This window comes from Moraxella sp. HMSC061H09, from assembly GCF_001809255.1.
GTDB lineage: Bacteria > Pseudomonadota > Gammaproteobacteria > Pseudomonadales > Moraxellaceae > Moraxella > Moraxella catarrhalis.
Map to the genome: position 1 here is coordinate 1 of NZ_KV796834.1, position 25,846 is coordinate 25,846.

The 25,846-nt window shown below is 40.3% G+C and carries 26 protein-coding genes and 1 pseudogene; 15 read left to right on the plus strand and 12 right to left on the minus strand.

All coding sequences use genetic code 11. The features are described from left to right. Positions 1-116: 116 nt before the first annotated feature. Positions 117-374: an ACP-like domain-containing protein gene (locus HMPREF2573_RS00510; RefSeq protein ID WP_003664065.1), complete on the minus strand. Its 258-nt coding sequence runs from the start codon at positions 372-374 to the stop codon at positions 117-119. Continuing rightward, the gene (locus HMPREF2573_RS09270; protein WP_003658712.1) at positions 371-526 is read right to left on the minus strand and encodes a hypothetical protein; all 156 of its coding nucleotides are present in this window, start codon (positions 524-526) and stop codon (positions 371-373) included. The genes HMPREF2573_RS00510 and HMPREF2573_RS09270 overlap by 4 nt, the downstream gene beginning before the upstream one ends. A 527-nt stretch (positions 527-1,053) precedes the next feature. On the opposite strand from HMPREF2573_RS09270, the gene HMPREF2573_RS00515 reads away from it, so the two are divergent. From HMPREF2573_RS00515 to HMPREF2573_RS00530, 4 genes are read left to right on the plus strand one after another with little or no spacing between them, the layout of a single operon-like run. Next, complete coding sequence (locus HMPREF2573_RS00515) at positions 1,054-1,980, plus strand: metal ABC transporter substrate-binding protein (protein WP_003658713.1); 927 nt, start codon at positions 1,054-1,056, stop codon at positions 1,978-1,980. Beyond that, the gene (locus HMPREF2573_RS00520; protein ID WP_070472175.1) at positions 1,980-2,885 is read left to right on the plus strand and encodes a metal ABC transporter ATP-binding protein; all 906 of its coding nucleotides are present in this window, start codon (positions 1,980-1,982) and stop codon (positions 2,883-2,885) included. Before HMPREF2573_RS00515 ends, HMPREF2573_RS00520 begins: the two co-directional genes overlap by 1 nt. Next, positions 2,882-3,724 carry a metal ABC transporter permease gene (locus HMPREF2573_RS00525; RefSeq protein ID WP_003658715.1) on the plus strand — a complete coding sequence of 281 codons (843 nt, stop codon included), beginning with the start codon at positions 2,882-2,884 and terminating at the stop codon, positions 3,722-3,724. Before HMPREF2573_RS00520 ends, HMPREF2573_RS00525 begins: the two co-directional genes overlap by 4 nt. A 36-nt stretch (positions 3,725-3,760) precedes the next feature. After that, positions 3,761-4,603, plus strand: a complete 843-nt coding sequence (locus HMPREF2573_RS00530) for a metal ABC transporter permease (RefSeq protein ID WP_003673441.1) — start codon at positions 3,761-3,763, stop codon at positions 4,601-4,603. Between the two features lie 505 nt (positions 4,604-5,108). Here the strand turns inward: HMPREF2573_RS00530 and tyrS are convergent. After that, the gene (gene tyrS, locus HMPREF2573_RS00535) at positions 5,109-6,329 is read right to left on the minus strand and encodes a tyrosine--tRNA ligase (RefSeq protein WP_083297489.1); all 1,221 of its coding nucleotides are present in this window, start codon (positions 6,327-6,329) and stop codon (positions 5,109-5,111) included. A 161-nt stretch (positions 6,330-6,490) separates the two neighbouring features. Between tyrS and HMPREF2573_RS00540 the strand changes: the two genes are divergently transcribed. Then, positions 6,491-7,726, plus strand: a complete 1,236-nt coding sequence (locus HMPREF2573_RS00540; protein WP_070472180.1) for an anhydro-N-acetylmuramic acid kinase — start codon at positions 6,491-6,493, stop codon at positions 7,724-7,726. Positions 7,727-7,806: 80 nt separating this feature from the next. On the opposite strand, the gene HMPREF2573_RS09275 is transcribed toward HMPREF2573_RS00540, so the two are convergent. Then, the gene (locus HMPREF2573_RS09275; protein WP_168162416.1) at positions 7,807-7,959 is read right to left on the minus strand and encodes a hypothetical protein; all 153 of its coding nucleotides are present in this window, start codon (positions 7,957-7,959) and stop codon (positions 7,807-7,809) included. Between the two features lie 69 nt (positions 7,960-8,028). Here HMPREF2573_RS09275 and dcm point away from each other — a divergent pair, with 69 nt between their 5' ends. The 5 genes and pseudogenes from dcm to HMPREF2573_RS00560 all read left to right on the plus strand — a co-directional run bounded on the left by dcm (position 8,029) and on the right by HMPREF2573_RS00560 (position 11,790). Further along, on the plus strand, positions 8,029-8,985 hold the full coding sequence (gene dcm, locus HMPREF2573_RS00545; protein ID WP_003664070.1) for a DNA (cytosine-5-)-methyltransferase: 957 nt from the start codon (positions 8,029-8,031) through the stop codon (positions 8,983-8,985). Then, positions 8,978-10,087, plus strand: a complete 1,110-nt coding sequence (locus tag HMPREF2573_RS00550; RefSeq protein WP_003664071.1) for a phospholipase D-like domain-containing protein — start codon at positions 8,978-8,980, stop codon at positions 10,085-10,087. Before dcm ends, HMPREF2573_RS00550 begins: the two co-directional genes overlap by 8 nt. A gap of 170 nt (positions 10,088-10,257) precedes the next feature. Further along, positions 10,258-11,058 carry a cation efflux transmembrane domain-containing protein gene (locus tag HMPREF2573_RS00555; RefSeq protein ID WP_003662287.1) on the plus strand — a complete coding sequence of 267 codons (801 nt, stop codon included), beginning with the start codon at positions 10,258-10,260 and terminating at the stop codon, positions 11,056-11,058. 26 nt (positions 11,059-11,084) lie between these two features. Next, positions 11,085-11,300 (plus strand): annotated as a pseudogene (locus HMPREF2573_RS09475) (PrpF domain-containing protein); the annotation flags it as partial. 28 nt (positions 11,301-11,328) lie between these two features. Next, positions 11,329-11,790, plus strand: a complete 462-nt coding sequence (locus HMPREF2573_RS00560) for a hemerythrin domain-containing protein (RefSeq protein ID WP_003662283.1) — start codon at positions 11,329-11,331, stop codon at positions 11,788-11,790. Between the two features lie 197 nt (positions 11,791-11,987). Here the strand turns inward: HMPREF2573_RS00560 and rocD are convergent, their stop codons facing one another. Together rocD and rocF are read right to left on the minus strand one after the other, a co-directional pair. Next, complete coding sequence (gene rocD / locus HMPREF2573_RS00565; protein WP_003662281.1) at positions 11,988-13,241, minus strand: ornithine--oxo-acid transaminase; 1,254 nt, start codon at positions 13,239-13,241, stop codon at positions 11,988-11,990. A gap of 40 nt (positions 13,242-13,281) precedes the next feature. After that, positions 13,282-14,214: an arginase gene (gene rocF / locus HMPREF2573_RS00570; protein WP_003662279.1), complete on the minus strand. Its 933-nt coding sequence runs from the start codon at positions 14,212-14,214 to the stop codon at positions 13,282-13,284. Between the two features lie 572 nt (positions 14,215-14,786). Between rocF and HMPREF2573_RS00575 the strand changes: the two genes are divergently transcribed. Further along, positions 14,787-15,137 (plus strand): PrpF domain-containing protein, encoded by a 351-nt coding sequence (locus HMPREF2573_RS00575; protein WP_003662272.1) that lies wholly within the window; start codon positions 14,787-14,789, stop codon positions 15,135-15,137. A 26-nt stretch (positions 15,138-15,163) separates the two neighbouring features. Here HMPREF2573_RS00575 and HMPREF2573_RS00580 read toward each other — a convergent pair whose 3' ends face one another. Further along, positions 15,164-16,945, minus strand: coding sequence for a DUF389 domain-containing protein (locus HMPREF2573_RS00580; protein ID WP_070472182.1), 1,782 nt, complete (start codon positions 16,943-16,945; stop codon positions 15,164-15,166). 232 nt (positions 16,946-17,177) lie between these two features. On the opposite strand from HMPREF2573_RS00580, the gene HMPREF2573_RS00585 reads away from it, so the two are divergent. Further along, entirely contained in the window at positions 17,178-17,786 is a 609-nt protein-coding gene (locus tag HMPREF2573_RS00585) for a class I SAM-dependent methyltransferase (RefSeq protein ID WP_070472371.1), read from the plus strand. Positions 17,787-17,878: 92 nt separating this feature from the next. Here the strand turns inward: HMPREF2573_RS00585 and HMPREF2573_RS00590 are convergent, their stop codons facing one another. Next, positions 17,879-18,367 carry a type IV secretion protein Rhs gene (locus tag HMPREF2573_RS00590; protein ID WP_210383682.1) on the minus strand — a complete coding sequence of 163 codons (489 nt, stop codon included), beginning with the start codon at positions 18,365-18,367 and terminating at the stop codon, positions 17,879-17,881. Between the two features lie 89 nt (positions 18,368-18,456). Between HMPREF2573_RS00590 and HMPREF2573_RS00595 the strand changes: the two genes are divergently transcribed. From HMPREF2573_RS00595 to HMPREF2573_RS00605, 3 genes are all read left to right on the plus strand, one after another. Beyond that, positions 18,457-19,695 (plus strand): replication-associated recombination protein A, encoded by a 1,239-nt coding sequence (locus HMPREF2573_RS00595; protein ID WP_003664078.1) that lies wholly within the window; start codon positions 18,457-18,459, stop codon positions 19,693-19,695. A gap of 113 nt (positions 19,696-19,808) precedes the next feature. Next, complete coding sequence (gene ribBA / locus HMPREF2573_RS00600) at positions 19,809-20,903, plus strand: bifunctional 3,4-dihydroxy-2-butanone-4-phosphate synthase/GTP cyclohydrolase II (RefSeq protein ID WP_070472189.1); 1,095 nt, start codon at positions 19,809-19,811, stop codon at positions 20,901-20,903. A 166-nt stretch (positions 20,904-21,069) separates the two neighbouring features. Further along, the gene (locus HMPREF2573_RS00605) at positions 21,070-21,330 is read left to right on the plus strand and encodes a GlsB/YeaQ/YmgE family stress response membrane protein (protein ID WP_003662260.1); all 261 of its coding nucleotides are present in this window, start codon (positions 21,070-21,072) and stop codon (positions 21,328-21,330) included. A 67-nt stretch (positions 21,331-21,397) separates the two neighbouring features. Here HMPREF2573_RS00605 and HMPREF2573_RS00610 read toward each other — a convergent pair whose 3' ends face one another. The 4 genes from HMPREF2573_RS00610 to HMPREF2573_RS00625 form a co-directional block, all read right to left on the minus strand. Continuing rightward, on the minus strand, positions 21,398-22,012 hold the full coding sequence (locus HMPREF2573_RS00610) for an L-threonylcarbamoyladenylate synthase (protein WP_003664090.1): 615 nt from the start codon (positions 22,010-22,012) through the stop codon (positions 21,398-21,400). Beyond that, positions 21,999-23,243 carry a DNA-processing protein DprA gene (gene dprA / locus HMPREF2573_RS00615; RefSeq protein ID WP_003664100.1) on the minus strand — a complete coding sequence of 415 codons (1,245 nt, stop codon included), beginning with the start codon at positions 23,241-23,243 and terminating at the stop codon, positions 21,999-22,001. The genes HMPREF2573_RS00610 and dprA overlap by 14 nt, the downstream gene beginning before the upstream one ends. Before the next feature lie 3 nt (positions 23,244-23,246). Continuing rightward, entirely contained in the window at positions 23,247-24,662 is a 1,416-nt protein-coding gene (gene thrC, locus HMPREF2573_RS00620) for a threonine synthase (protein ID WP_070472192.1), read from the minus strand. A 317-nt stretch (positions 24,663-24,979) separates the two neighbouring features. Beyond that, the coding region (locus HMPREF2573_RS00625; RefSeq protein ID WP_148129123.1) for a methyltransferase domain-containing protein at positions 24,980-25,846 on the minus strand (867 nt) is incomplete at its 5' end.

Sequence of the window (25,846 nt, forward strand, 5' to 3'; positions counted from 1 at the left end):
GTTTTTTAGGATTGATGGTAGAAAGTTGGTAAGTGATTGATTTTGTTGGGGGTTTGGTGAAATTTTTAAATAAAAAGCCATACGCTGATGATGTGGCTTTTTATGGCTGATGCAAATTAGTCTTTAATACGCTTTGTACCTACCACATCGCAACGATAGCTGGCTTCTGCATCTGGGTCAATAATGTGCACATATGAATGATGATCGTTGTCAAGTTGTAAATAGAGGCCAAAGATTTGCCAATCATTATCATCACCAAAAATCATTAATTCGCCAATTGATTCTACCAAATTAATTAGCAAGAAACGAGTTTTACCACCAAAATTGGCTTCGGCATAGGTCGGTAGTCCTTGATCATTGAAGCCATAATTCACTTGAACAGTGCCGACGGTGGGGCAACTATATAAGTCACTTGGCGAACCTTATTGGTGAGTTGGATGGCTCGATGTGCATCTAGGGCATTTGCAATAGCTGTAAAAGATAGACCTAGTGCCAACACAGGTGCGATGATTTTTAGTGCTTTCATTTGTTTATTTTTCCTATTTCAATCTAAAAAGTAAAAATTATGAACACTGATGATTAATGCTTAAAAATTATAGCACTTCAATAGCAAATAATATAATGTTATGGTAAAGATTTGTTGCTACAATAATGAGATTTTATGGCAAATACGATTGTTAGAAAATTTTTGTTACAGATTGGTGTGTTGATTACAATTATTTACAATTTCTATGATATTAATGATATTTGATAAAAAAGCAATTCATGATTAAGTGGTGCATGCCATGGCATGACATCATAACTTAATAAAGCAGGTTTTAGGGTTGATGGAATTTTAGTTAATAAGTAACTGATTTTATTAGAGATTAGAGTTTAGAATTTGATATTATTTTTATTGTATCGTTTTTATTTGTGTTATTATATTAGGATATCTCTTTTTAACTTGACATTTTTTATGATAATGATTATCATAAATGGTTAAATCATTTGAAGATAACAACTTAGTATTTTGATATATTTATTTTAATGCCAGTCAAGCAATTAGGTTAATTTATGAAATCAATCAAAACTTTTACCGCCTGTCTTACGATGTGCTTAGCCTTGGTTGGGTGCGGTCAGCAGACCAAAGAAGACATCAACGCACAGGATACTCATTCTCCAAAAAAACTGTCTGTTGTCACAACTTTTACTGTCATTGCTGATATTGCCCAAAATGTTGCTGGAGAGGCTGCCGATGTTCAATCCATTACCAAGGCAGGTGCTGAAATTCATGAATATGAACCCACGCCTCAAGATGTGGTTAAAGCCCAAAAAGCAGATTTGATTTTATGGAATGGACTTAATCTAGAGCTTTGGTTTGAAAAATTTTATCATGATACCAGCAATGTGCCTGCCGTTGTTGTGACACAGGGTATCACACCGATTAACATCACTGAAGGTGCTTATAAAGACATGCCAAACCCACATGCTTGGATGTCGCCAAGTAATGCCTTGATTTATGTTGAGAATATCAAAAATGCACTCATTAAGCAAGACCCAGCCAATCAGGAAGTTTATACCAAAAATGCTGAGCAGTACAGTGCAAAAATTAAAGCTATGGACGCTCCACTGCGTGCCAAATTATCACAAATCCCTGAAAATCAGCGTTGGTTGGTAACCAGTGAAGGTGCGTTTAGCTACTTGGCCAACGATTACGGTCTTAAAGAAGCTTATTTGTGGCCAATTAATGCCGAACAGCAAGGCTCGCCTCAACAAGTCAAATCATTGATTGATACGGTACGCAGCAATAATATTCCTGTGGTATTTAGTGAAAGTACAATTTCAGACAAACCAGCAAAACAAGTTGCCAAAGAAACAGGTGCCAAATATGGCGGTGTACTTTATGTTGATTCACTGTCTGAAGCTGGCGGTCCTGTACCAACTTATCTTGACTTATTACAAACCACCGTCTCAACCATCGCCAGCGGTTTTGAAAAGTGATGGATAAAATCACCATCAGCCTTGACGATATTTCGGTTCGATACAATAACGGACATACCGCCTTGTATGATGTTTCGCTGCAGCTACAAGGCGGTACAACCTGTGCCTTGGTCGGCATCAATGGTAGTGGCAAATCCACCTTATTTAAGGTACTGATGGGGCTAATTAAGCCCCAAACAGGTCATGTTAAGCTGTGTGATTTGCCCATTACTCAAGCACTGAAGAAAAATTTGGTCGCCTATGTGCCACAAAGCGAAGAAGTTGATTGGCAATTTCCTGTATCAGTTTTAGATGTCGTCATGATGGGGCGATATGGACATATGAATTTTTTACGCCGTCCTAAACCAAAGGATTACCAAAAAATTGATGAAGCCATGTCACGCGTCCAAATTAACCATCTTGCCAATCGACAAATTAGCGAATTATCAGGCGGGCAAAAAAAACGGGTATTTTTGGCAAGGGCTTTGGCTCAAGAAAGTAAAATCCTTTTATTAGATGAACCTTTCACAGGCGTTGATGTAAAAACCGAAAAAGCCATTATGGATCTTTTAGATGAATTGCGTCAAGAAGGTCATCTCATTTTAATCTCAACACATAATTTAGGGACAGTACCTGAATTTTGTGACCAAGTTATCATGATAAATCGTACCATTTTAGCAATGGGAAGCACCAAAAGTACATTCACCCAAGCCAATCTTGAAAAAGTTTTTGGTGGTGTTCTAAGGCAGCTGCACTTGGTGGGTGAAGACTTGCACGATGATGATGATAAACGCACTTTGACGATTTTGGCAGACGATGAAATTCCTGCTGTCTTTTATGGTCATCATCAAAACCGCAGCTCTTATCATCGCAAAAATGTCAAATCCAGCGAAAATCCCCAAGCTGAGCAAGAGGATAAGTCATGATTGCATTACTACTTGAGCCTTTTGCTTATGAATATATGCTCAAGGCAATTTTTTTAAGCTCATTAGTAGGCGGTGTTTGTGCCTTTTTATCAGCCTATCTGATGCTAAAAGGCTGGTCTTTAATCGGTGATGCCTTATCACATGCTGTGGTGCCTGGTGTTGCAATTGCCTATGCACTGGGTGCACCTTATGCGTTGGGTGCGTTTTTTTCTGGCATTTTAGCGGCCTTATCTATTTTATGGATTAAGTCTGTGACCAAACTGCGTGAAGATGCTGTCATTGGATTTATTTTTACGACTTTTTTTGCCTTAGGCTTATTTATCATTTCTTTAAACCCCACCGCTATCAATGTTCAAGAAATTATTTTTGGCAACATATTGGGCATTGCCGATACAGATATGTATCAAGTGACTGTTGTTATGGTCATTACTTTGTTGATTTTATTAATATTTTGGAAAGATTTGCTGTTGGTTTTTTTTGATGAAATACAAGCCAAAGCGGTGGGTTTATCAAGCAAATATTATAAATTATTATTTTTTAGCCTACTTAGTGCCTGTGTCGTCTCTGCACTACAAACCGTTGGTGCAATCTTGGTCATTGCTATGGTGATCACACCTGGAGCAACTGCTTATCAGCTCACTGATAAATTTCGTACACTGATTTTAATTGCTGGCGCTATTGGCGTCATCACTGGCGGATTTGGCGTATACTTAAGTTATTTTTTAGATGGTGCAACTGGAGGGATTATTGTCTGCCTACAAACAGCACTATTTATCATCGCTTTTTTGTTTTCACCTAAGTACGGTAAGTTAAAACAGCCAAAATTTCAGTCTCCCTAAGTCCTAGGTGTACCAAACCTTTTTAGTTTATTACTTATGTCAAATTCTATTTTATACTGGTTCACCGAGCCTTTTAGTCATACCTTTATGCAACATGCCCTCATCTCAGCGGTGGCGGTGGCGGTTATTTGTGCACTTTTATCCTGCTACATTGTGTTAAAGGGATGGTCTTTGATGGGAGATGCCATCTCGCATGCAATTTTTCCAGGGGTGGTGGTCGCTTTTTGGCTGGGCATTCCGATGACTTTTGGAGCATTTATTGCCGGAGTATGTTGTGCTGGTGCCGTAGGCTATTTACAAACTCACACCCGACTTAAAGAAGATACGCTGATGGGCGTGGTATTTTCAGGTATGTTTGCATTAGGGCTTGTGATATTTCATAAGATTGACAGTGGTCAACACTTGACACATCTTTTATTTGGCAACCTTTTGGGCATCAGTCGCACCCTGATGTACCAAACTTTAGGTGTTTCAGCAATCATCTTTTTGATACTCATTTTAAAAAGACGCGACCTTTTGTTGTATTGTTTTGACAGCCATCATGCCCAAGTTGCAGGTTTATCGATACAAAAACTACACTATGGCTTGTTGATTATATTGTCAGCAACCATTGTGGTTGCTATGCAAGCGGTTGGGGTGATTTTGGTGATTGCTATGCTCATTTCACCTGGCATGACTGCTTTTATTTTATGCAAACGCTTTGATACAATGTTGCTGACTGCCATCATTAGCTCATGTTTTACAAGTGTATTCGGGGTAATTATCAGTTATCATCTAGATTCTGCGACAGGTGCGACGATTGTACTGATGCAAGCTTTGGTATTTTTGGGTGCAATGATTTATGACAAAATTTGCTTATGGCTTTTAAACTTTTATTAATTATATTTTTAATATATTTTAAATATCATATCAAGCAATATTTGTACTACGCCAAAGCTAAGTAGCAATGTTGGCATACCCAGTACCATCAGCACGATTTGCCATGGGTCGCCAAATATCAAACATACCCCAAACTGAGGGATCATACAGAATTCAAATCATACCTAAACCAAATCTTTGTTTAAGCGGTATCAATAGTGCCAATACGCCACAGCTGATAAGAAAAGTAAATGCCCAATATTTTACCCCCTCTGTACTGACGCTCCTAAACAAACACCGTTCAAGACCCAAGTCCTGTTGTAATTTTTACAATAACGCTTCGCCAAACCCAAATAAACCAAGCAATATACCTATCGCATGGCAAAGGGTTTGGCTTTGGTTGTCCAAAAAATGTACGCCTCCATACAGCGGTGGGTAAAAACATATGAGTTTATCAAGCTACTTCTTGGACTAGGCTAGAACAAAGAGCGGATTTTATAAAAAATGCTTTTTAGCCCCCCCCTTATTATATTTGGGCTGATTGAATCCAGACTCTGGCATACGCTTTTTTACCTGCTTGAATCACCACTGTTTGCCCTTGTTCTAAGGCAAAACTGCCATCGACCACTTGACCGTCCACTTTAACCGCCCCACGAGATAGCATGTCTTTGGCCTGAGCAGAGTTTTTAGCAAGACCCGCTTGGTTTAAGACTTGGGTGATAAATAATTTTTCTTGACCATTTAAAGATAAGCTTACCTCTGGCAAATCCACAGGCAACTCACCGTCTGCCAAGCGGTTGCCAGCTGATTTGTGGGCATTATCAGCAGATTCTTTGTCATGAAAACGCTCAATCAGCTCTAGAGCTAAAATGCGTTTGATTTCTTGGGGATTACGGCCATTTTTCATGTCATCAAGCAAGGCGTTGACTTCGCTCATTGGCTTAAAGCTTAAAAGCTCAAAGTAGCGAGCGATGAGCGTATCAGGCATGGATAGAATTTTTTGATACATGACACCAGCAGGGTCATTAATCCCAATATAATTCCCCAAAGATTTGCTCATTTTTTGTACACCATCCAAGCCTTCTAAGATTGGCATAGTAATACACACTTGCGGCTCTTTATCATAGCGACCTTGTAGCGTTCGCCCCATCAATAAATTAAAAGTTTGGTCAGTTCCGCCAAGCTCCACATCGGCATCTAAAGCAATGCTGTCATAGCCTTGCACCAAGGGGTATAAAAATTCATGAATGGCGATGGGGGTCTGGCTGTTATAGCGTTTTGAAAAATCATCACGCTCAAGCATCCGTGAAACAGTAATTTGGCTTGCCAGTTGTATCATATCCCCTGCACTCATTTTGCCAAACCAGTCGGAATTAAAGACAATTTTGGTTTTGTCTTTATCCAAAATTTTAAAAACCTGTTTGGCATAGGTTTGGGCATTGGCTTTCACCTCGGCTTCTGTCAATGGCGGACGGGTGGCATTTCTGCCTGATGGGTCGCCAATGCGTGCCGTGTAATCACCAATCAAAAACAGCACCTCATGCCCCAAATCCTGAAAATGACGCAATTTATTTAGTACCACAGTATGTCCAAGGTGTAAATCAGCAGCTGTCGGGTCCATGCCAAGCTTAATGCGTAGCGGGCGGTTTTTTTCTAATTTTTTTATCAAATCTTCTTTGGAATAAATCTCTTGCACCCCTCGCATGATAAGCGTCAATTGGTCTTTGATGGGTAAAAAATCACTCATGGTCATCGCCTTTATTCAACTTCTAAGATCAAAAATTGTCTTGATTATAACAAAAATCACCAAAAAGTCATCTTACAAAGTCGGATTTATCAAAAATTCATATCCTATACAAAAAAAATTTGTTATGCTTAAGTTTTGTATGAGGTAAATGTTGGCAAATCATGACGATATCAGCAGATTTTTTAGAAAAAATTTTTGGCGAAAACTTAGCAGACCTGACCATTATGGACGAAGCACCTTATTTTATTGGTATGATGAGTGGCACAAGCTTAGATGGCATGGATGCGGTATTATGTCGGTTTTTTGAAACGGATGATGAAACATGCTCGGTTGAGGTGGTCGCAAGCCACAGCGTGCCATTTACCGAGGACTTACGGCAAGCGTTATTATCTTTAACGACGCCTAATGGTGTCGCTACATTTATCCAAACTTGTGAGTTTGACTTTCAAAGCGAGCTGGATGTCTATGGCTGGGCGAGCGTGTATTATGCGACCTTCGCCGCTCAAGTCGCCCTTGAGCTGCTTGATAAGGCAAATATCAGCCATGATTTGGTTTGTGCCATTGGTTGTCATGGGCAAACTGTTCGCCATCGCCCCAATTGGTCATTTAGCTTGCAGTTATTAGACCCAAATATTTTAGCTGAGTATACAGGCATCGCTGTGGTTAGTGACTTTCGCCGCCGTGATATGGCAGTCGGTGGGCAAGGCGCGCCACTTGTGCCAGCTTTTCACCAAGCCATATTTGGTCATGATAGGCAGGTTAAAGGTGTACTGAATTTGGGCGGAATTGCCAATATTACCGTATTAAATCATGATAAAAGTACACCGATTGGTTTTGATACTGGGGTTGCCAATCTGCTGATGGATGCATGGAACTTTCGCCATACAAATACCTGTTATGACCAAGATGGTGCTTGGGCTGCCAGCGGGCAAGTCATTCAGCCATTACTTGATATTTTGCTTGGCCATCCTTTTTTTAGCCAATCACCACCAAAAAGCACAGGGCGTGAAGACTTTAATTTAGTATGGCTTGATGCAATGATCGATCAATTAAACAGCAGTCACCCAAATTTGTGCCATCCCCCTGCCGATATACAGGCTACTTTGTGCGAGCTGACCGCTGTCAGTGCCGCCAAACAAATCCGCCATTTTATTAAATCAGGCACTGTGCTTGTCTGTGGTGGTGGTGCAAAAAATACCCATCTGATGGCACGCCTGCAAGCACATCTGCCCAATTTATCCATCAAGCCAACCAATGATTGGGGCATTGAGGTTACTTGGATTGAGAGTGTCGCATTTGCTTGGCTTGCACGCCAAAATATCTTAGGGCGTCATGGCAATATTCCTGCCGTCACTGGTGCAAACAAAGCGGTTGTACTAGGGCAAATATGTTTTTGATTTTATCTTGACAAAACCAAAAACATATCCGAAATGAATTTAAGCAGCAGGTCAGTGCATTAATTAGACGACACGGAAATTTATGGCGTAAAAGGCGAAATTAGCCCCCATTGTGAATTGACGCTAACCATTGAACGCACCAATGGCACGATTGATGAAGTGCCTGTCGCTTGTCGCTTAGATAGCAAGGGTAAATCAGCTGATTTTGGATAATTTATCGCTATGGTTAGCATAGGTTTCCAAAGTTTAAATTTTTGGCATAAAGTGTTATAATACAACACAATTTTCTTAAAATATGATTTATGTCTAAATTTACATTTATTGATTTGTTTGCAGGCGTTGGTGGCTTTCATTTTGCAATGCAAGCTGTTGGTGGCGAATGTGTTTTTGCCAGTGAGTGGGATTTAAATGCTAAAAAAACTTATTTTGCCAATCATGGTTTCGTGCCTTATGGTGATATTACACTTGATGAGACTAAAGAAAAAATTCCACAAAATTTTGATGTTCTGTGTGCAGGATTTCCTTGTCAGGCCTTTTCGGTGGCAGGGTATCAAAAGGGATTTTCTGACAGTCGTGGTACATTATTTTTTGACATTGAAAAAATAATAGAAAAGCACCGTCCAAAAGTTGTGTTTTTGGAAAATGTCAAAAATTTGATATCACACAATAAAGGAGATACTTTTAAGGTTATTTTGGATATTCTAGAAAATAAGCTAAATTATCAGGTTTTTTATAAAGTAATGAATACCTCAGAATATGCAAACATCCCCCAAAATCGTGAGAGAATTTTTATTATTGCTTTTGATAAAAATATTTTTAAGAGTATTAATTTTGAGTTCCCAAACAAAATCCCATTAACCAAAACAATTCACGATATTTTAGATAATAAAAAACAAGATGAAAGTTTTTATTATCATAAATCAAAATACCATCAAAAATTAAAACTAGAAATGCAAAATAAAGATACCATTTATCAATGGCGTAGGGTTTATGTGCGTGAAAATAAACATGGATTATGTCCCACTTTAACTGCCAATATGGGTACAGGTGGACATAATGTACCACTTATTCTTGATGATTTTGGGATTCGTAAATTAACCCCAAGAGAATGCTTTGCATTTCAAGGGTATGATATGAGCATTTTTGTTATGCCAAATATTGCTAATAGCAAGCTTTATATGCAAGCTGGAAATAGTGTAACAATGCCTTTGGTAAAAAGAATTGCAGAAAATATTGTTAAGGTAATACAAAATGATTAGCTATAATGAGAATTATTTGGAGCTATTAAAAATAATGACTTCATTATCTGGATTATTTAGCGAAAATAAAGTTCCTTATTTATATTATAGAAATGCAGAAAATTTATTTTGTTATGCTTTAAATGCTGAAAATCTTAGTCGTGATGATAGTGCTTTTGATGCTTTACTGAATATTAATGGTGTTAAAACAGGTGTTGGTCTAAAAACTTTTATTTGTGAAAAAGAACAAAAATTAGAAAAAATTGCAGAATTCAATCAACTAAATAAAAAATTTCGTTATCTAAATACCGATGATTTGGTTTTTGAAGTTGCTAATGCAAGAAATGAACGAATTGATTTTGCCAATAGATTATATGGTACTAAGCAAGCTATTTATCATTTGGTAGCAAGAAGAGAGAGTGAACTAAGACTATTCGAAGAAAATTATGATAAAATCGATATTAATAAAATAAAAATTAAGAAAATAAAAGATAGTGGAGTAGAATTTACAGATTTTATTCATGATTATAATTATAATTTCTCAAAAAGCACTTTGTTTAAAAAATTTCATTTACCCGATAATTATTTTACACTACCAGTTGAAATTATTTCTGAACCTTATGATTTATTATTAAAATTAAAGGAAATACTTTCAATACAGAGCACCAAAATGGATAAAAAAGAATTTGTAATATTGCCTTTGTATTCCACTAAAAACGGCTTAGTTCCCGAGAGAAGTGGACTAAATCAATGGAATGCAAATGGTAGAAGAAGAAGTCTTGATGAAGTTTATATCCCTATTCCAATACAAATTCATCAAAATTTTCCTGAATTTTTCCCAAGTCGTGATGAACCTTTTGATTTAATCACGCCAGATGGGCAAATTTTAAATGCCAAAGTCTGCCAAGAGAATTCAAAAGCCTTAATGACCAACCCAAATTCTGCGTTGGCTGATTGGTTATTGCGACAATTATTAAACTTAAAAAAAGGCGAGCTGGCAACCAGCGAAAGATTGCAGTTGATAGATTGTGATGGTGTGATTATCACCAAAATTACTGATAATCAATATAAAATTGACAAGGCAGAATTTGGCAGTTATGAGAATTTTATCAATAATTTGTAAAAAAGGAGCAAATCATACAAACCCCTACCCGTGCCACCGACATGCGTGGCGGTACTTCCAAAGGTAAATTTTAACCTAATCAATTTACTCAAACCATCCAAAAATTACCAAGCAGCAATATAAACACAGATTTATTTGAGCCAACCTAATCAAAACAAGGCACTAAATAGATGAAAAAGACCATTTTTAACATTGCAAAAATGGACTGCCCGTCCGAAGAGCAGCTCATTCGCATGCGTTTAAAAGATGTATCTGATATTTATGAATTACAGTTTGATATTGCTGGGCGGTGCTTAACCGTCTATCACGATAATCAAGATACAACGATTTTACAAGTACTTGAACCGCTTAATTTTGATAGTCATATCATTTCCACCGAAGTGATTTTTGATAAGATAGTGTTTAACAAGCCTGATGAGCGCTTAGAAAAAAGATTATTATATCAAGTACTCATGATTAACTTTGTGTTTTTTATCATAGAGTGTTCGGTTGGTATTTTTGCTAATTCTATGGGGCTGATTGCTGATAGTCTAGATATGCTGGCGGACAGCTTTGTCTATATATTGGCGCTATCAGCCATTGGTATGACGCTGGCGTATAAAAAACGTGTGGCATTTTTGGCGGGGATAACGCAGATAATATTGGCGTTATTTGGGGTGATAGAAGTGATTAGGCGTTTTATCGGTACTGAGCAGCTGCCCAATTATCAACTGATGATTGGCACGGCATTTTTGGCATTGATTGCAAACTGGCTGTGCTTATATCTACTGAGCAAAAATCAAAATAAAGAAGCCCATATCAAAGCCAGCATGATTTTTACATCCAATGACATTATCATCAATATCGGTGTGATAGCGGCGGGAGCATTGACGTTATTGACTCATTCTAGCTATCCTGATTTAATCATTGGTATGATTGTCTTTGTCATTGTACTATTTGGTGCCAGAAATATTTTAAAATTGGCAAAATAATTCATATCACCAGCAAAGGAGTTTTTATGCAAATATCGGTCAAAGCCACCTACATACGTGGCAGTACTTCCAAAGGGACATTTATTTTTTAAACTTAGTGACTTACCCGAGCGTTGCTAAGTGGCAGGGCAAGCACGAGACCAATTTTTATTGTGTGTCGTTGGCAGTCTTGCCCTTATGGCAAACAGATTGATGGCTTGGGTAATGGCTCATCTGGCACATCCAAAGTGGTGATTGTGTCATGCTATTTTTAACCTAGGACATCCGTTTATGTACCGCATAGAACAGCTTCGCCCCTTATCTCGACAGCATCAGCTTGGCTTAAGCCTATCTCGTCAAGCCATGCAATGTCCCAAAGACAGCACGACTGATGATATTTTTAGGCATTGGCAAGCATTGGTGGCATATGTTCATGATGACCGAATCGCACATTTTGCGATTGAAGAGAGGTATTTGGTTGCCCCTTTATTGGCAAATCATGGCAACCACCCCAAAGTGATGGCGCTTGGTAAGCAGCTGCTTGCCGAACATGAGCAGTTACGCACATTAAGTCAGCTGACTGAGTCTGCCAGTCACCCAACCATTGATGATTTACATGCCTTGGCACAAGCGTTATACGACCATATCCGCTTTGAAGAGCGAGAGGTTTTTCCAGTCATACAAGAGCTGTTGACAACTAAGCAGTTGGATACGGCATATCAGCAAACGCTTCAACATAACCCGACCAAATAACCCGACCAAATTAAGCCAAACTGATTAGACTTTTAAATTTAACCCTTTAAATACCCTGTCAATTTAGCCCATTAAAGGCTGGTCAAAAAATAAGCCGTGTTAGCAAAAGGCATAACACGGCTTAAGTTTTAAACCATAAAAAAATCTTAAATGATAAATGGGCTTAAATGACAAACTGACCCATTAAAGCCATCATGTCATCTGTCTGCTTCAAACTTGGCAACCGTTTTGGCGATGATGTCCACACACTCACGCAGTTGGGTTTCAGTCATCACAAGCGGTGGGGCAAATCGAATGATGTTGCCGTGTGTGGGTTTGGCAAGCAGTCCATTTTCTTTGAGTGCCAAACATAAGTCCCAAGCCGTACTGCTGTCTTCGGTGTCATTGATGACCACCGCATTGAGCAATCCCTTACCACGCACCAAGGTTAAAAGCTCATGCTTATCCACCAACTTTTGCATCTCTTCTCGAAAGATATGACCAAGCTTATCAGCATTATCCGCTAAATTGTCATCACGCACCACCTCTAAAGCGGTTTTGGCAACCGCTGCCCCCAGCGGATTGCCACCATAAGTTGAGCCATGCTGTCCTGGGCGAATGACATTCATGATGTCATCATCTGCCATGACCACTGATACAGGATAAACGCCACCAGAGACAGCTTTGCCCAAAATTAAGATGTCAGGACGCACATTTTCATGATCAAGGGCAAGTAATTTGCCTGTGCGAGCAATGCCCGTTTGGATTTCATCGCCTAAAAACAGCACATTATGCTTATCACAAAGAGCTTTGGCTTTGGCAAGATAACCTTCAGATGGCACATACACACCCGCCTCACCTTGGATTGGCTCAACCAAAAACCCTGCCACATCTTTATTATCAGTTAACGCTTGTTCTAAGGCTTGAAGATTGTCGTATTCAACTTTAATAAAACCTTGGGTATAAGGGCCGAAGTTTTTACGAGCATTTTCATCATTAGAAAATGAGATGATGGTGGTGGTACGACCGTGAAAATTATTCTCACAGACAATGATTTTGGCTTGGTTTTCATCAATGCCTTTTTTCTCGTATGCCCATTTTCGACAAATCTTAATGGCGGTTTCTACCGCTTCTGCGCCCGTGTTCATCGGCAAAAGTTTATCATAGCCAAAATAGTCACAGGCAAAGGCTTCAAACTCACCGAGCTTATCACTGTGAAATGCCCTTGATGTTAAGGTCAGCGTTTTGGCTTGTTCGGTTAAAGTGGCGATGATTTTGGGGTGGCAATGCCCTTGATTGACCGCTGAATAGGCAGATAAAAAATCATAATACTGTTTGCCCTCAACATCCCAAACATGCACCCCCTCGCCACGGCTTAATACCACAGGCAAAGGGTGATAGTTGTGAGCGCCGTATTGCTCTTCACGGTCAATATAAGCTTGGCTGTTTGATGGTTGGTTGGTGGTGTTCATAGTGAAGTCCTTAAAAAAATATGTCCATGAATGATTTGAATTATTGGGTTGTGTCAGGTCTGACTAGGGTGGATTTACCAAACAAGGATTCAATAAAATCCACCATGATGACTGCGGTGCGGTTGCGTTCATCAAGGGTTGGGTTTAGCTCCATGATGTCCAAAGATGCCATCAAACCAGTATCGGCAATCATCTCCATACACAATGACGCTTCACGATAGGTAGGCCCGCCCATCACCGTTGTGCCAACCGCTGGGGCGATGCTTGGGTCAAGAAAATCCACATCAAAACTGATGTGTAAGTGCGTGTCATTATCCAAGCCTTTTAACGCTTGTTCCATGGTATGACGCATGCCATTTTCATCAATATAACGCATGTCAAAGACAGTGACGCCTTTTTCGTTGATGAAGTATTTTTCTTTAGCGTCCACACTGCGGATACCGATTTGATACACATCTTTTGGGCTAATCGCTCCTCTGACACCGCCAATGGTGGTTAACTCATCAGGACCAAAACCACAAGCACAAGCCACAGGCATGCCATGAATGTTGCCTGATGGGGTCATTTCGCTGGTATTAAAATCAGCATGAGCATCAAGCCAAAGGATACGCAACTTTTTGCCTTGCTCACGGCAATGGCGTGCCACAGCGGTCAATGATGCCAAACCTAAACAATGGTCGCCCCCCATCAAAATGGGAAAGTTGCCATTTTTCAGCTCATCATACACAGCATCGTGTGCCATTTTGTTCCATGCAACCACTTCATCAAAATGACGGTAGCCGTTCACAGGGGGCTGATTGGGGTTGGCTGGGCCTTGCAAATTACCACGGTCAATGACAGTAAAACCATATTGTTCAATGGCTTTATCAATGTCAGCAATGCGTAAGGCATCAGGCCCTAAGTTCACGCCTCGCACACCTGCACCCACATCGGTTGGGGCACCTATTAACGCAACGGTAGGTTTGTTTGTCATGTGTCATGTGTCCTTGATTGTCTGTTTTTTATTGATATTATTCGGTTAACCTAAAAAATATCATAAATAATAATTGATAATATAAAGTAAATAGATAATGATAAAATGCCCATCTTGCTAAGTTTAGGCATACCAAAGCTGATATGACCCATGGCAAATGGTAATACAAATATCAAAACTTAATTATGACTACAACCTAAAGAAAATACCACACTACAAGCAGAAAATCCACAAAAAAAATCTGATGATATGAGATGTACCAGCTTTTTTCAATGCAATCAATACATGATCATATGTCCAAATCTGGACACCAAAATTCATACAATTATCTAAGTTTTATCAGGCAATAAAAAGCCAAGGACATTATCTTTAGATGATAACAACCTTTACATCTATGTCTTTTATCATAAGCAAATCCTACTTTGACAAGATGAGTAGATTGGTATTTAGGGCAATGGGTACTAATTTGGTTTAGTTGTTATTCTGGGTGGTTTGGATGAGAGTATAGTTTGGTTATAATACGATTTTTAAAATAGGCAAAATCATTCATTGTCGCCAGCAAAGGCGTTTTTATGCAAATCCCCATCCATGCCATTTATATACAGTTGGCTGACGCCAGTCGTATGCCTGAGATGGCATTTGTAAGGTGCGAATTTGGCAATAAACATTGCAAAACCATCATCGCCCATGTGCTTATCACAGATGGGCAAGTACAAGAAACGGGGGATTTTGAGCGTGATGGCGTAACTTTTCCAACGACGGAAGTTTGGATTGATTTTATCAACCCCGTGAACAGTGATGGCGATATGTTCCCAACAGGCAAGTTGATAGACATATTGACAGTGCCAAATGTGGATGAATTTGAAGTGACCTTGATTAACGCAGGCATGCCCACCATCTTTATTTGTGCCAGTGATCTTTAAAATACTTAAATGAAGTTTTATTCACCCTAATTCTTATTTTCTTCTAATTGACTGATTGAGGCATCATCAAGCTTCACATCTGCTTTACTGACTGGGGTGGTTTCAATCACTTGCTCTGGTACAAATCGCACTTGCAATTTAATTGGCGAGCGTTTGGGATAACGCTTGGTTGTTATGGTTTGAATTTTTTGTTCCATCTGCCAAATATCCTGATGACTCGGTGCAATCAGCCCTTGCAATAATACTCGAATCATATAGCTATCAGCAGAAGCTTTATTGTTTTGACCTTTTTCCACCACACCAAAATCACTACTAACAACATAGCTAGGCTGGTATTGGATTTGCTGCTGAACAACCTCAATGACTGCCTTTTCGTAGCTTTTTTGACGAATGCGTTGCTGAAAATCAAGCGTCAAATACACACTTAGCCCAATCAATAAAATCAAAGTGACCATATTACGGCGAATAAATAACCAGTTTTGTTGCCATCGTGAATCTTTTACGGTTTCATCTTCACTTTTATCAATATCCAATCGGCGAAACCCCGCCGCCCAAAGCACTAAAGCATTGGTAAACTGAATCGCCAAAATATTGGTCAAAGTTAGTATCAATGCCCCTAATGCCAATTGATAATGTCCCGTGGCAAGCAATATTCCGCTGGCAGTCAGCGGAGGGACAAGTGCTGTTGCGACTGCCACGCCAACCACGGCAACCGATAAATTACGAGAAATCAACGCATACGCCCCTGCCACGCCCCCTGCCAATGCCACAAAAACATCCATCGTATTAGGGGCAGTTCGGGCAATAATCTCTTGGCTTGCAGCTTGATCAGGATATAAAAAGCCAAGCAGCACACCAATAGCATAAATCAACGCACCGCCAGACAATAAGGTTAACAGTGATTTTTTAAGTAAAGCCAAGCGAGCATCAATAATCGCCAAAGCAATGCCGCTGATCGGGCCTATCAGCATCGCAATTAACATCGCACCAATCACCACTGCAGGTGAATTTGCTAACAGCCCAAACCCTGCAATCACAGCCGATAAACCATTCATCAAATAAAAATGGCGTGTCGGCAGTGCTCCAGATTCAATATCAATCCGAATTTGGCGATAGTCGATGGCTGTTTCGCTGTTTTTCTTGGCAAGATATTGTTTAAATGCTTCGTATTGTTGCTCTTGCTGTTCTTGTTGTTCTTTTAGCTGTTTTTCTACTGCCGCATGAATATCATTATCCAAACTTTCTGCAATCTTAGCTGCAGATGCATCGGCTGACTGTGCTAAAGCTTGAGCAACATGAGATTTCGTATCATCGGTTTTGGCAGGATGCGACGGGTTTTGAGCCAACTTGTGAACTTTGCTTTGATTTGGGCGTGAGGTATGGGCAAAATCATTAGGGCTAATCTTTTTGGTGATTGGGTTTATTTTTGAGTGTGTCTGATTGGCATCATCACCTTTGGGCAGATTATCATCAGTATTATCATCTTGCTTGGCATCATCATTTGCATTCTTGCTTAGCTGTTCATTGACCGCCTTTGAGACGCTCTCAATGGTTTCTTCACTAAATCCTTGCTCAATCAAATTTTCAATATCTTCTTCGGTAAGCGTAATACCATCATCGCCGTCCTTAGTTTCATTATTGGACTGTTTTTGTTGCTCTTGTGCCCGCTTTTTTGCCAGAAGCTGGGCGTACATGGCAGGCTGAGTTAGCAGATGATTGGTGAGTTTTTCGATTGGTGGCTGATAAAAAATCAATAACGACAAATCAATGTTAACATGCGGTGATACAGTGGGCTTTGGTGTTGTCATGATAAAAAATCTGATTTTAAAGATATGCTAAGATAAGTTGGTATAAGTCATGAGTATTACTTACTATTATAAACCATTATAATCAAGCATGGCTAAAAATTCGGTGAAACAATCACCCCAAACCATCAATCGCATAAGCGGCGGATAACACCAGTAGCGTTTTATGATTAAAATATGCTACAATCTACCTTATTTGTGAATGCCATTTTATCCATCAACTCACGAGTACACCATGCACCAAATTAACCCTGAACTGCTGACCAAATCCAAACAGTGGCGGCATGATATTCAATTTTCTCAAGAGGTGCTGGGCAAACCCTTTAACTTTACCAGTACTTGGGGGATTTTTAGCCCTGAAAAATTAGATGATGGCAGCTTGATGTTATTAGATTATATTGATTTTCAAACACAAGATAACTCCATTGACCTTGGCTGTGGCTATGGCGTACTTGGCATGACGGCGGCGCGTGAATGCCCAAAGGGTCATCATTTATTGATTGATAAAGATTTTGTTGCCATAGAATACACCAAACTTAATTGTAAAAATAATGGGCTTGGCAATGCCGAGGTGATGCTTTCTAATGGTTTTTATCATGTGGATAAATCTCGCCAATTTAGTCTAGTCATGAGTAATTTGCCAGCCAAAGCCAGCAAAGAACAGCACTATTTATACTTACTTGATGCTTATAATGCCATGACAAGTGGCGGTAGATTTTATGTTGTAACCATCAATGGACTGCGTGATTTTATGAAGCGTTCTTTTACCGAGGTTTTTGGCAATGCCGATAAAATCAAGCAAGGCAAAACCTACACTGTGACCATGGCAATCAAAGAATCATGATAATTAATCATGTCAACCGCCAACATTAAGGCGAATGCAGTCAGGTTTGGTATCGGTTACTGTTGGCAAATGGGTTCGGTAATCTTAATTTGTCAATTTTTAAAGCACTGTGTGGATTTAATCTCACGGCTTAAAAAGGGTACACATTCATACCATTTATCGCAGTTTTTGCCACATTCACGGCGTATATAAAAATCCTCAACCATGCGTGCCTGCTGCTCAATACCATATCTTAAAAATGCTTTCCCCTGTATCCACCGATACCGATAGCGGCGGCTCAAAATCGCACGCCAAAACACCCGAATATCTTGTTGTCCCTGCCACACATGCACCAGCTCATGAATCAGCCAAGCACGCTTCATCAAGTGTTGAGATGAAAAATCCTCACAAAAATCTTTGGGATGAAAATACACATGACCATTGGGTGAGACGGCATAGCCTTGGATAACCCACCATGCAGTCTTTAGACGAATATCGTCTAATTTAAGTGCATCGCCAAATACGCTGATCGCCATTTGCCGCTCGCCGAAACTCAGAGGGCGAGATTTGGCAGAATAACAATAAGGGCAGCTCATCTTCATAAATGACCATCAAAATGGGATTGGTTTTGTGCTAAAATAGCATAAAACCAATCCAAATCCAACAAACCCAGCCCAATAAAGATACTTTTATGAAACCTCTTGCCGAACGCATGCGTCCAACCACGCTTGATGCTGTCATTGGTCAAACCCACTTACTTAGTGAGGGAGCGCCGATTTTTAATATCGTACGCCAAGGGTTTTTGCCGTCTTTGATTTTGCATGGATCGGCAGGGATTGGTAAAACGACACTTGCCATGCTACTGGCTGATGCTGTTGGTCGTCCGTTTCGCCCCTTATCAGCAGTCAGTAGTGGCGTCAAAGAACTCAGAGAAGTGCTCAGATCTGACGATGGGCTATTTCATGAGCCACCTGTCGTCTTTGTCGATGAGATTCATCGATTTAATAAAGCTCAGCAAGATGCTTTGTTACAAGCGGTTGAGACAGGTGAAATTACTTTGATTGGTGCGACCACCGAAAACCCTTCTTTTAGCGTCAATAATGCTCTACTGTCACGCTGTCAGGTATATAAACTTGAACCCTTAAGTGATGATGAGATTTATGCACTCATTGTGCGTGCAATACGACAAGACACCTTACTAAAAACCAAAGACATTCAAATTAATAACTTAGCGGCACTCATTGATCTATCTCAAGGCGACGGCAGGCGTGCACTGAATTTACTTGAACTTGTGGCAGCAGCACCTGAGCCAATTATCATCGATAATGCTTCTGTTGTTGCTGTGGCAGGTCAGCCCTTGGTACGCTATGATAAATCAGGTGATGGGCATTATGACCTTATCTCCGCTATGATCAAATCCGTGCGTGGCTCGGATGCAGATGCGGCGATATACTGGATGGCTCGGATATTGGCGGCAGGTGAGGATCCTGCATTTGTCGCAAGGCGGCTGGTCATTTTAGCCAGCGAGGATATCGGGCTTGCCAACCCCAATGCCCTACTACTGGCAGATGCTGGACTACGCTCAGTTCAGTCCATTGGCATGCCCGAGGCACGCATTATTTTGGGGCAAGTGATTATTTATTTGGCAAATAGTCCTAAGTCAAATTCAAGCTACAACGCTATCAATCGTGCCTTAAAGCTTGCCGAAACCGATCAATCGCCCGTACCACTACATTTACGCAACGGTATCACCAAACTTATGCAAGCTGAAGGCTATGGCGTAGGCTATATCTATCCGCACGATTATCCCAATCACTATCACCCACAGCAGTACCTACCTGATGCACTGATAGGTACACGGTTTTATGAATTTGCTGATAACCAAAAAGAGCAAGCCAATTTTGCCTTTATCAATTGGCTAAAAACCTAAAACCAAATGCCATCCACGCTATCTGAAACACTGAATGCCTTTATAAAATTAAATCCGCCCCCATGTTGATGGCAAATATGCTAAGATAACCCAAATCCCAACAAGAGAGTATTATGGCTTTAAATACTATTCCTGAAATCATCGAAGACATCAAAGCAGGAAAAATGGTCATCTTAATGGATGACGAAGACCGTGAAAATGAAGGCGATCTTATCATGGCGGCAAATCATATCACGCCTGAGGCGATCAACTTTATGATCACGCACGCACGAGGTTTGGTGTGCCTAACCTTAACCGAAGCACGCTGTCAGCAGCTTGATTTGCCTTTGATGAGCGATAAAAATGGCGCAAAATTCAGCACCAATTTTACCCTATCCATCGAAGCTGCCGAAGGGGTTACGACAGGTATCTCGGCATCTGATCGTGCGCGTACTGTCCAAGCTGCCATCGCAGCTAACGCCAAGCCAATCGACATCGTCCAACCAGGTCATATTTTCCCCATCATGGCAAAAAAAGGTGGTGTGCTGCACCGTGCAGGTCATACCGAAGCAGGCTGTGATTTGGCACGCTTAGCAGGACTTGAGCCTGCCTCGGTGATTGTTGAAATCATCAAACCTGATGGCGAAATGGCACGCCGTGATGATTTGGAAGTATTTGCCAAAGAACATGGGCTAAAAATTGGTACCATCGCTGATTTGATTCAATATCGTATGGCAACCGAACAAACCGTCAGCGAAGTTGAGCATTTTGCTATCCAAACTGAGCATGGGGATTTTACCGCATATCGTTTTAGTGAGTTTGGCTCAGATGATACGCATTTGGCATTTGTCAAAGGTAAGCCAACTGGTGGCGTCAGCACAGTGCGTGTACATAGTTTTTCGCCCATGAAAGACTTATTTGGGATTCATACCAGCGGTAGCCACTGGAATATCCAAAATGCACTGGCAAAAATCGCCACCGCTGAGCATGGTGTGCTGGTGTGGATTGGTCATGATGATACACTTAATCTTGGTGATGGTTTTGAGGCACTAAAGGATAAGCAGTCGGTAACCCCGGTGAATCGCCGTGCACCTTATCAGACCATTGGCGTTGGTGCACAGATTCTTAAACACTTAGGCGTTAAGGACATGCGTTTATTATCAAGCCCTATCAAATTCAACGCCCTATCAGGTTTTGATTTGAATGTGGTCGAAACGATAGATAAATAATCTGCCTTTATCAAACAGCCCTAAGATACAGGGCTGTTTTTTGATAAGCTTGAGTAAGAATATTCACACATGCTATACCTCATTTACAGGATTATAAACCATCTTGGTAGTCGCAGTCGCTATAATAATTATCAGATAAGTTATTATTACAAATAAGGAAATGGCAATGTTTTCAATGATTTGGGCATTAATTGTAGGTTTTGTTGTCGGGTTATTGGCACGAGCACTTAAGCCTGGTGTGGATGGCATGGGCTGGATACTGACCATGATTTTGGGTATTGCTGGTGCTTATGTGGGTGCATTTATTGCCGACTTTGTTGGCGTCAACGCCCAATCAGGTTTTAGTTATTTAATTTTTTCTGTGATTGGTGCAATCATTTTATTGTTTATTTATGAAATTTTGGCAGGTAAACGCCATTTAAAATAACCCTAACTGTTTGGTTAAAAAGTATCTTATTAGTGCTTTTTTATTTTTAAACCATCTAATAATGTTTTTATCGTAAGATATGACCCGCCAATAAATCCTTGATACAGCTTGGTTGCGCAAAGCCCAAACCATCGGTATCTAAGTAAGCAATTTGATTACCAAAATATCCCATTGCTTGTGTTAAATTTTTAGCAGGTGTACTCTTTGATGGATTGCAACTGGTCGATACCAAAAATCCATAAGGGTTGGTCGGTGAGATTAAGGCGTGACACAAATCCTTTAACACAGGATGTATGGTGATACGCACCGCCAAGGTATCGTATGAACCGATCAGCACCGATGGCAATGCCGATGACTGAATAGGCATCAGCCATGTTAAGGCACGTGAATGCTCATGCGTAAACTCATCCGAAAAATTTTGCATGTAATCAAGTAAAGATGTTTCATGTGAAACATCAATTAACGATTTTAAGCGTTTAGCTGCATCTGTCAGTACAATCAAACCCTTACCAATATCACGATGTTTAAGATTGATAATTTGATTAATAGCATCAGTGTTAAATGCATCACAACCAAGCCCCCAAACGCTTTCGCTAGGGTATGCCAATACACCACCTGCCTGCAAATAATTAGCAACCAAGTCCAGCTCATCAGCTCCAAAAATTTGTTTAGAGCCTGCCATAGCGTCCCCCCACCTGCTCAATCAAACCCAATATCTCAAGCTCCATCAGTTCTGCTAAGAGGCTGCCGGTATCTTTTTGACTACTAAAAACAAGCTGATCCAAATCACAAGGCTCATTCATCAAAGCGTACAAATCCGCCAAATGCTCTGGCACACAAGTACTGCGGCTTGCAGGTTGTAAGTGATGAACGGCTGTCTTAGGGTTTGGACTTGCCAAGGTATTTGTGTCAGGTGCTTGAGATGGGTGAGTGTTCAACTTACTTGATTCTTCACTAAATATTGACATACCTTGACTAAAGCTTTTTGGTAATGCGTTAAAAAACTCTTGGTCATGCTGACTTAAGTCTTCCAAAATTTGATCAGGATGATATATGAGTGTTGCCCCTTCACGAATCAGGTGCAGGCAACCTTCAGCGTTAGGATTGTGAATATGGCTTGGTATGGCAAAAACCTGTTTGCCTTGCTCTGCTGAGAGACGAGCTGTAATCAAAGAGCCACTTTGAAGTGCCGCTTCCGTAACAACCGTGGCAAGTGACAGCCCTGCCACCAAACGATTACGGCGGGGAAAAGTATGCTTACTGGCTGGTGTAGCAGGCAATAGCTCACTAATCAAACAGCCACCATCTTTGATGATTTGAGCAAAAAGTGCATTATGATTACGCGGATAGCACACATTGATGCCCGTTCCCATAACGCCAACAGTACGCCCAGATAAAACAGATAATTGAGAAAGAGCACCCAGATGCGCTTGTTTATCCACACCTTGCGCCAGACCACTGGTGACGGTATATCCTGATTGGACAAGATATTGTGCCAAATCAAAAGTGATTTTTTGGGCAATCTCAGTCGGCGATCGACTACCAACAATGGCAATCTGACGGTCTTTAAGGCGTATCAAATTACCACGATAAAATAGTACTGGCGGTGGGTCATAAATACTTTTTAGTGTTTCTGGATAATCTTCATCACTGACATATACAATGCCATACATCTTAAGCTCTACATCATGGCGAACCTTATCAAGAAAAGCCAAAACATCGTTGACATCCTGCCAACGCTTAATGTGTGCCGCATGGATGCCAAGCAATTTCCAAATAGACTGATTTTGGCTTAATGCAGATGCTGCATCGCCACAATGATTGACGAGCTTATAATATGAAATCAATGAAGTATTGGTTATGTACCAAAGTGCAAGCATTGATTGCTCAGGTGTTAGCGATGAATAGCTCATTAATCAGCACGCAGTAATATATTGCTCAATCAATGCTGCTACCGCTTGAGCATCGTTCGGCACCACAGTAACATATTGAGGCTTATCTTCTAAGCCTTGGGTATGCTCAGGTCGTGGTAAAGTCATCTCACCTACCGCCTCTACGATGGTTTCTTGGAATTTGGCTGGTAATGCTGTTTCGGCAACCAAAATCATCTCATCTGCTTTTTGTAGCTCAATCGCAACTTTTACACCATCAGCAGTGTGTGGATCGATCAATCGCTGCGTATCATCATAAACTTTTTTGATGGTTGCCAAGCGGTCTTGATGCGTAGATTTACCAGCTATAAATCCAAATTTTTCACTCACCAGTTTTAAATTATCCGACAAATCAAAACCCTTACCACTTTTGACATCTCCAAACAGCTTAGCGACTTGCACACTGTCCTTATCAAGCAATAAAAACACAAAACGCTCAAAGTTTGAAGCCTTTGAAATATCCATTGATGGGCTGGAAGTTACATAAGTTTCGACCGAAGTGCGTGGCGTGTATTTGCCTGTATTAAAAAACTCATTTAAAACATCATTTTCATTCGTTGCAACGATCAATCGATCAATCGGTAAGCCCATCTGGCGTGCGATGTGACCAGCACAAATATTGCCAAAATTCCCAGAAGGCACACAAAAACTGATTTTTTGGGCGTTATCGGTGGTTGCACCAAAATAACCTTTAAAATAGTATACAATTTGTGCCAAAATACGGCCCCAATTGATTGAATTAACCGTACCTAAGCTATATTTTGCCTTAAATTTTGCATCTTCTTGGAGGGCTTTAACGATATCTTGACAATCATCAAACATTCCCTCCACGGCGATATTATGAATATTGGCATCATCCAAGCTATACATCTGTGCCCGCTGAAAAGCACTCATCTTACCTTCAGGTGACATCATGAAAACCTCGATATTATCTTTACCACGCAGTGCATATTCAGCCGCACTGCCCGTATCGCCAGATGTCGCACCAATGACAGTTAAACGCTCGTTTTTTTGTTTTAGTACATATTCAAACGCATTACCCAAAAACTGCATGGCAATGTCTTTAAAAGCAAGCGTTGGACCATTTGATAGCTCAAGCAGTGCCAACCGATCATAAAGACGAGTCACAGGCGTAATATCCTCACTACCAAAAGCTGCTTTTGTATAAGTTTTATTGATGATATTTTTTAAATCATCTGCAGGAATATCTGTCACAAACAGCGACATAATCTCAAATGCAAGCTCGCTATAACTAAGATTACGCCATTTTTGTAAAGTTGCTTCATCAATACTTGGATAAGTTTCAGGCAGCATCAGACCACCATCAGGCGCAAGCCCCATCAAAAGCACATCACTAAACTGCATCGACTGAGTCTTGCCACGGGTACTGATATATTGCATAAAAACTCCAACTGTCTTAATATCTTAACTATGAATTGAGCTAATTTTAGCATAAATTTTCAGCGATTGGCGAACTATCAATCGGTCGATGATTATACCTGTTTCACCCATCGATAATACCAATCCATTACCGCTAAATTTATACACTATCAATATCGCCATATTTTAATTTGATTGGCCTAAGAGTTATCTTAGGAAGTTACTGGGTTATTTTAAGATACATGGTGTCATTTTAGCACCCAAACTCAATCAATCATCAAAATCCTTTATCGTCATATTCACCAAAAACATCAAAATCACCATTGATTAAACGATTGTTATTTTGCTGTTTTTGTCAGCAAAGCATAATAAAAACCGTCGCCACCCTTGGTATCTAAAGGTAAGCATTGATAACCTACCTGCTGCTTGATTTGATGTGGTAAGCTTAAATCAAAAGGTATGGCGTTTGCATCGTCATTAGCTCTCAAAAAATCAATGATTTGTCGCTCATTTTCAGCCTTCAAGATAGAGCAAGTCACATACAAAAGCACGCCACCAACTTTTAACCGTGACCATAGATTGTCCAGTATGCTTCTTTGCAAATTAACGGTAGTTGCAATATCCTGTTCTTGTCTAAGCAGCCCAATATCTGGATGGCGACGCAAAACACCTGTGGCAGTACAAGGTGCATCAAGTAAAATCACATCAAAGCATTGATCCGATCGCCAAGATGTACCATCAGCATGAACCACAGAAATATCTTTCGTATCAAGCTTAAGGCGACTGATGTTTTCGTGTACCCGTTTTAATCGAATACGATTACCATCAATAGCAGTCAAATGTTTCATGTGAAACATCTCAAGTAAATGCGTGGTTTTACCGCCTGGGGCACAACACATATCTAGCACCGATTGATGACTGCCTTGTGATTGCAAAGTAGGTGCCAATAAAAACCCTGCCAACTGTGCATGTGCATCTTGGACGGACACCCATCCTTCATCAAAATAAGGCAATTCACCAATTCGTACACCACCATCTAGCCTGACAGCTTGTGCCTGATTATATCCAAGCGATACCAAACTGTGCTGTATATGATGCTCATCTAAAATCTGGCAATAAGATAGGTTGTCTGAAAACTTCGTATTAACTCTCAAAAAAATCGGTGCAGCAAATCTTAGTGTACAACCCAGCTCATCATAATACTC

What these genes read in the sequence shown, in the direction of transcription:
- HMPREF2573_RS09270 (WP_003658712.1), bottom strand. Translation starts at nt 526, where the DNA reads ATGAAAGCACTAAAAATCATCGCACCTGTGTTGGCACTAGGTCTATCT.
- HMPREF2573_RS00515 (WP_003658713.1), top strand. Translation starts at nt 1,054, where the DNA reads ATGAAATCAATCAAAACTTTTACCGCCTGTCTTACGATGTGCTTAGCC.
- HMPREF2573_RS00520 (WP_070472175.1), top strand. Translation starts at nt 1,980, where the DNA reads ATGGATAAAATCACCATCAGCCTTGACGATATTTCGGTTCGATACAAT.
- HMPREF2573_RS00525 (WP_003658715.1), top strand. Translation starts at nt 2,882, where the DNA reads ATGATTGCATTACTACTTGAGCCTTTTGCTTATGAATATATGCTCAAG.
- HMPREF2573_RS00530 (WP_003673441.1), top strand. Translation starts at nt 3,761, where the DNA reads ATGTCAAATTCTATTTTATACTGGTTCACCGAGCCTTTTAGTCATACC.
- tyrS (WP_083297489.1), bottom strand. Translation starts at nt 6,329, where the DNA reads ATGAGTGATTTTTTACCCATCAAAGACCAATTGACGCTTATCATGCGA.
- HMPREF2573_RS00540 (WP_070472180.1), top strand. Translation starts at nt 6,491, where the DNA reads ATGACGATATCAGCAGATTTTTTAGAAAAAATTTTTGGCGAAAACTTA.
- HMPREF2573_RS09275 (WP_168162416.1), bottom strand. Translation starts at nt 7,959, where the DNA reads ATGCTAACCATAGCGATAAATTATCCAAAATCAGCTGATTTACCCTTG.
- dcm (WP_003664070.1), top strand. Translation starts at nt 8,029, where the DNA reads ATGTCTAAATTTACATTTATTGATTTGTTTGCAGGCGTTGGTGGCTTT.
- HMPREF2573_RS00550 (WP_003664071.1), top strand. Translation starts at nt 8,978, where the DNA reads ATGATTAGCTATAATGAGAATTATTTGGAGCTATTAAAAATAATGACT.
- HMPREF2573_RS00555 (WP_003662287.1), top strand. Translation starts at nt 10,258, where the DNA reads ATGAAAAAGACCATTTTTAACATTGCAAAAATGGACTGCCCGTCCGAA.
- HMPREF2573_RS00560 (WP_003662283.1), top strand. Translation starts at nt 11,329, where the DNA reads ATGTACCGCATAGAACAGCTTCGCCCCTTATCTCGACAGCATCAGCTT.
- rocD (WP_003662281.1), bottom strand. Translation starts at nt 13,241, where the DNA reads ATGAACACCACCAACCAACCATCAAACAGCCAAGCTTATATTGACCGT.
- rocF (WP_003662279.1), bottom strand. Translation starts at nt 14,214, where the DNA reads ATGACAAACAAACCTACCGTTGCGTTAATAGGTGCCCCAACCGATGTG.
- HMPREF2573_RS00575 (WP_003662272.1), top strand. Translation starts at nt 14,787, where the DNA reads ATGCAAATCCCCATCCATGCCATTTATATACAGTTGGCTGACGCCAGT.
- HMPREF2573_RS00580 (WP_070472182.1), bottom strand. Translation starts at nt 16,945, where the DNA reads ATGACAACACCAAAGCCCACTGTATCACCGCATGTTAACATTGATTTG.
- HMPREF2573_RS00585 (WP_070472371.1), top strand. Translation starts at nt 17,178, where the DNA reads ATGCACCAAATTAACCCTGAACTGCTGACCAAATCCAAACAGTGGCGG.
- HMPREF2573_RS00590 (WP_210383682.1), bottom strand. Translation starts at nt 18,367, where the DNA reads ATGAAGATGAGCTGCCCTTATTGTTATTCTGCCAAATCTCGCCCTCTG.
- HMPREF2573_RS00595 (WP_003664078.1), top strand. Translation starts at nt 18,457, where the DNA reads ATGAAACCTCTTGCCGAACGCATGCGTCCAACCACGCTTGATGCTGTC.
- ribBA (WP_070472189.1), top strand. Translation starts at nt 19,809, where the DNA reads ATGGCTTTAAATACTATTCCTGAAATCATCGAAGACATCAAAGCAGGA.
- HMPREF2573_RS00605 (WP_003662260.1), top strand. Translation starts at nt 21,070, where the DNA reads ATGTTTTCAATGATTTGGGCATTAATTGTAGGTTTTGTTGTCGGGTTA.
- HMPREF2573_RS00610 (WP_003664090.1), bottom strand. Translation starts at nt 22,012, where the DNA reads ATGGCAGGCTCTAAACAAATTTTTGGAGCTGATGAGCTGGACTTGGTT.
- dprA (WP_003664100.1), bottom strand. Translation starts at nt 23,243, where the DNA reads ATGAGCTATTCATCGCTAACACCTGAGCAATCAATGCTTGCACTTTGG.
- thrC (WP_070472192.1), bottom strand. Translation starts at nt 24,662, where the DNA reads ATGCAATATATCAGTACCCGTGGCAAGACTCAGTCGATGCAGTTTAGT.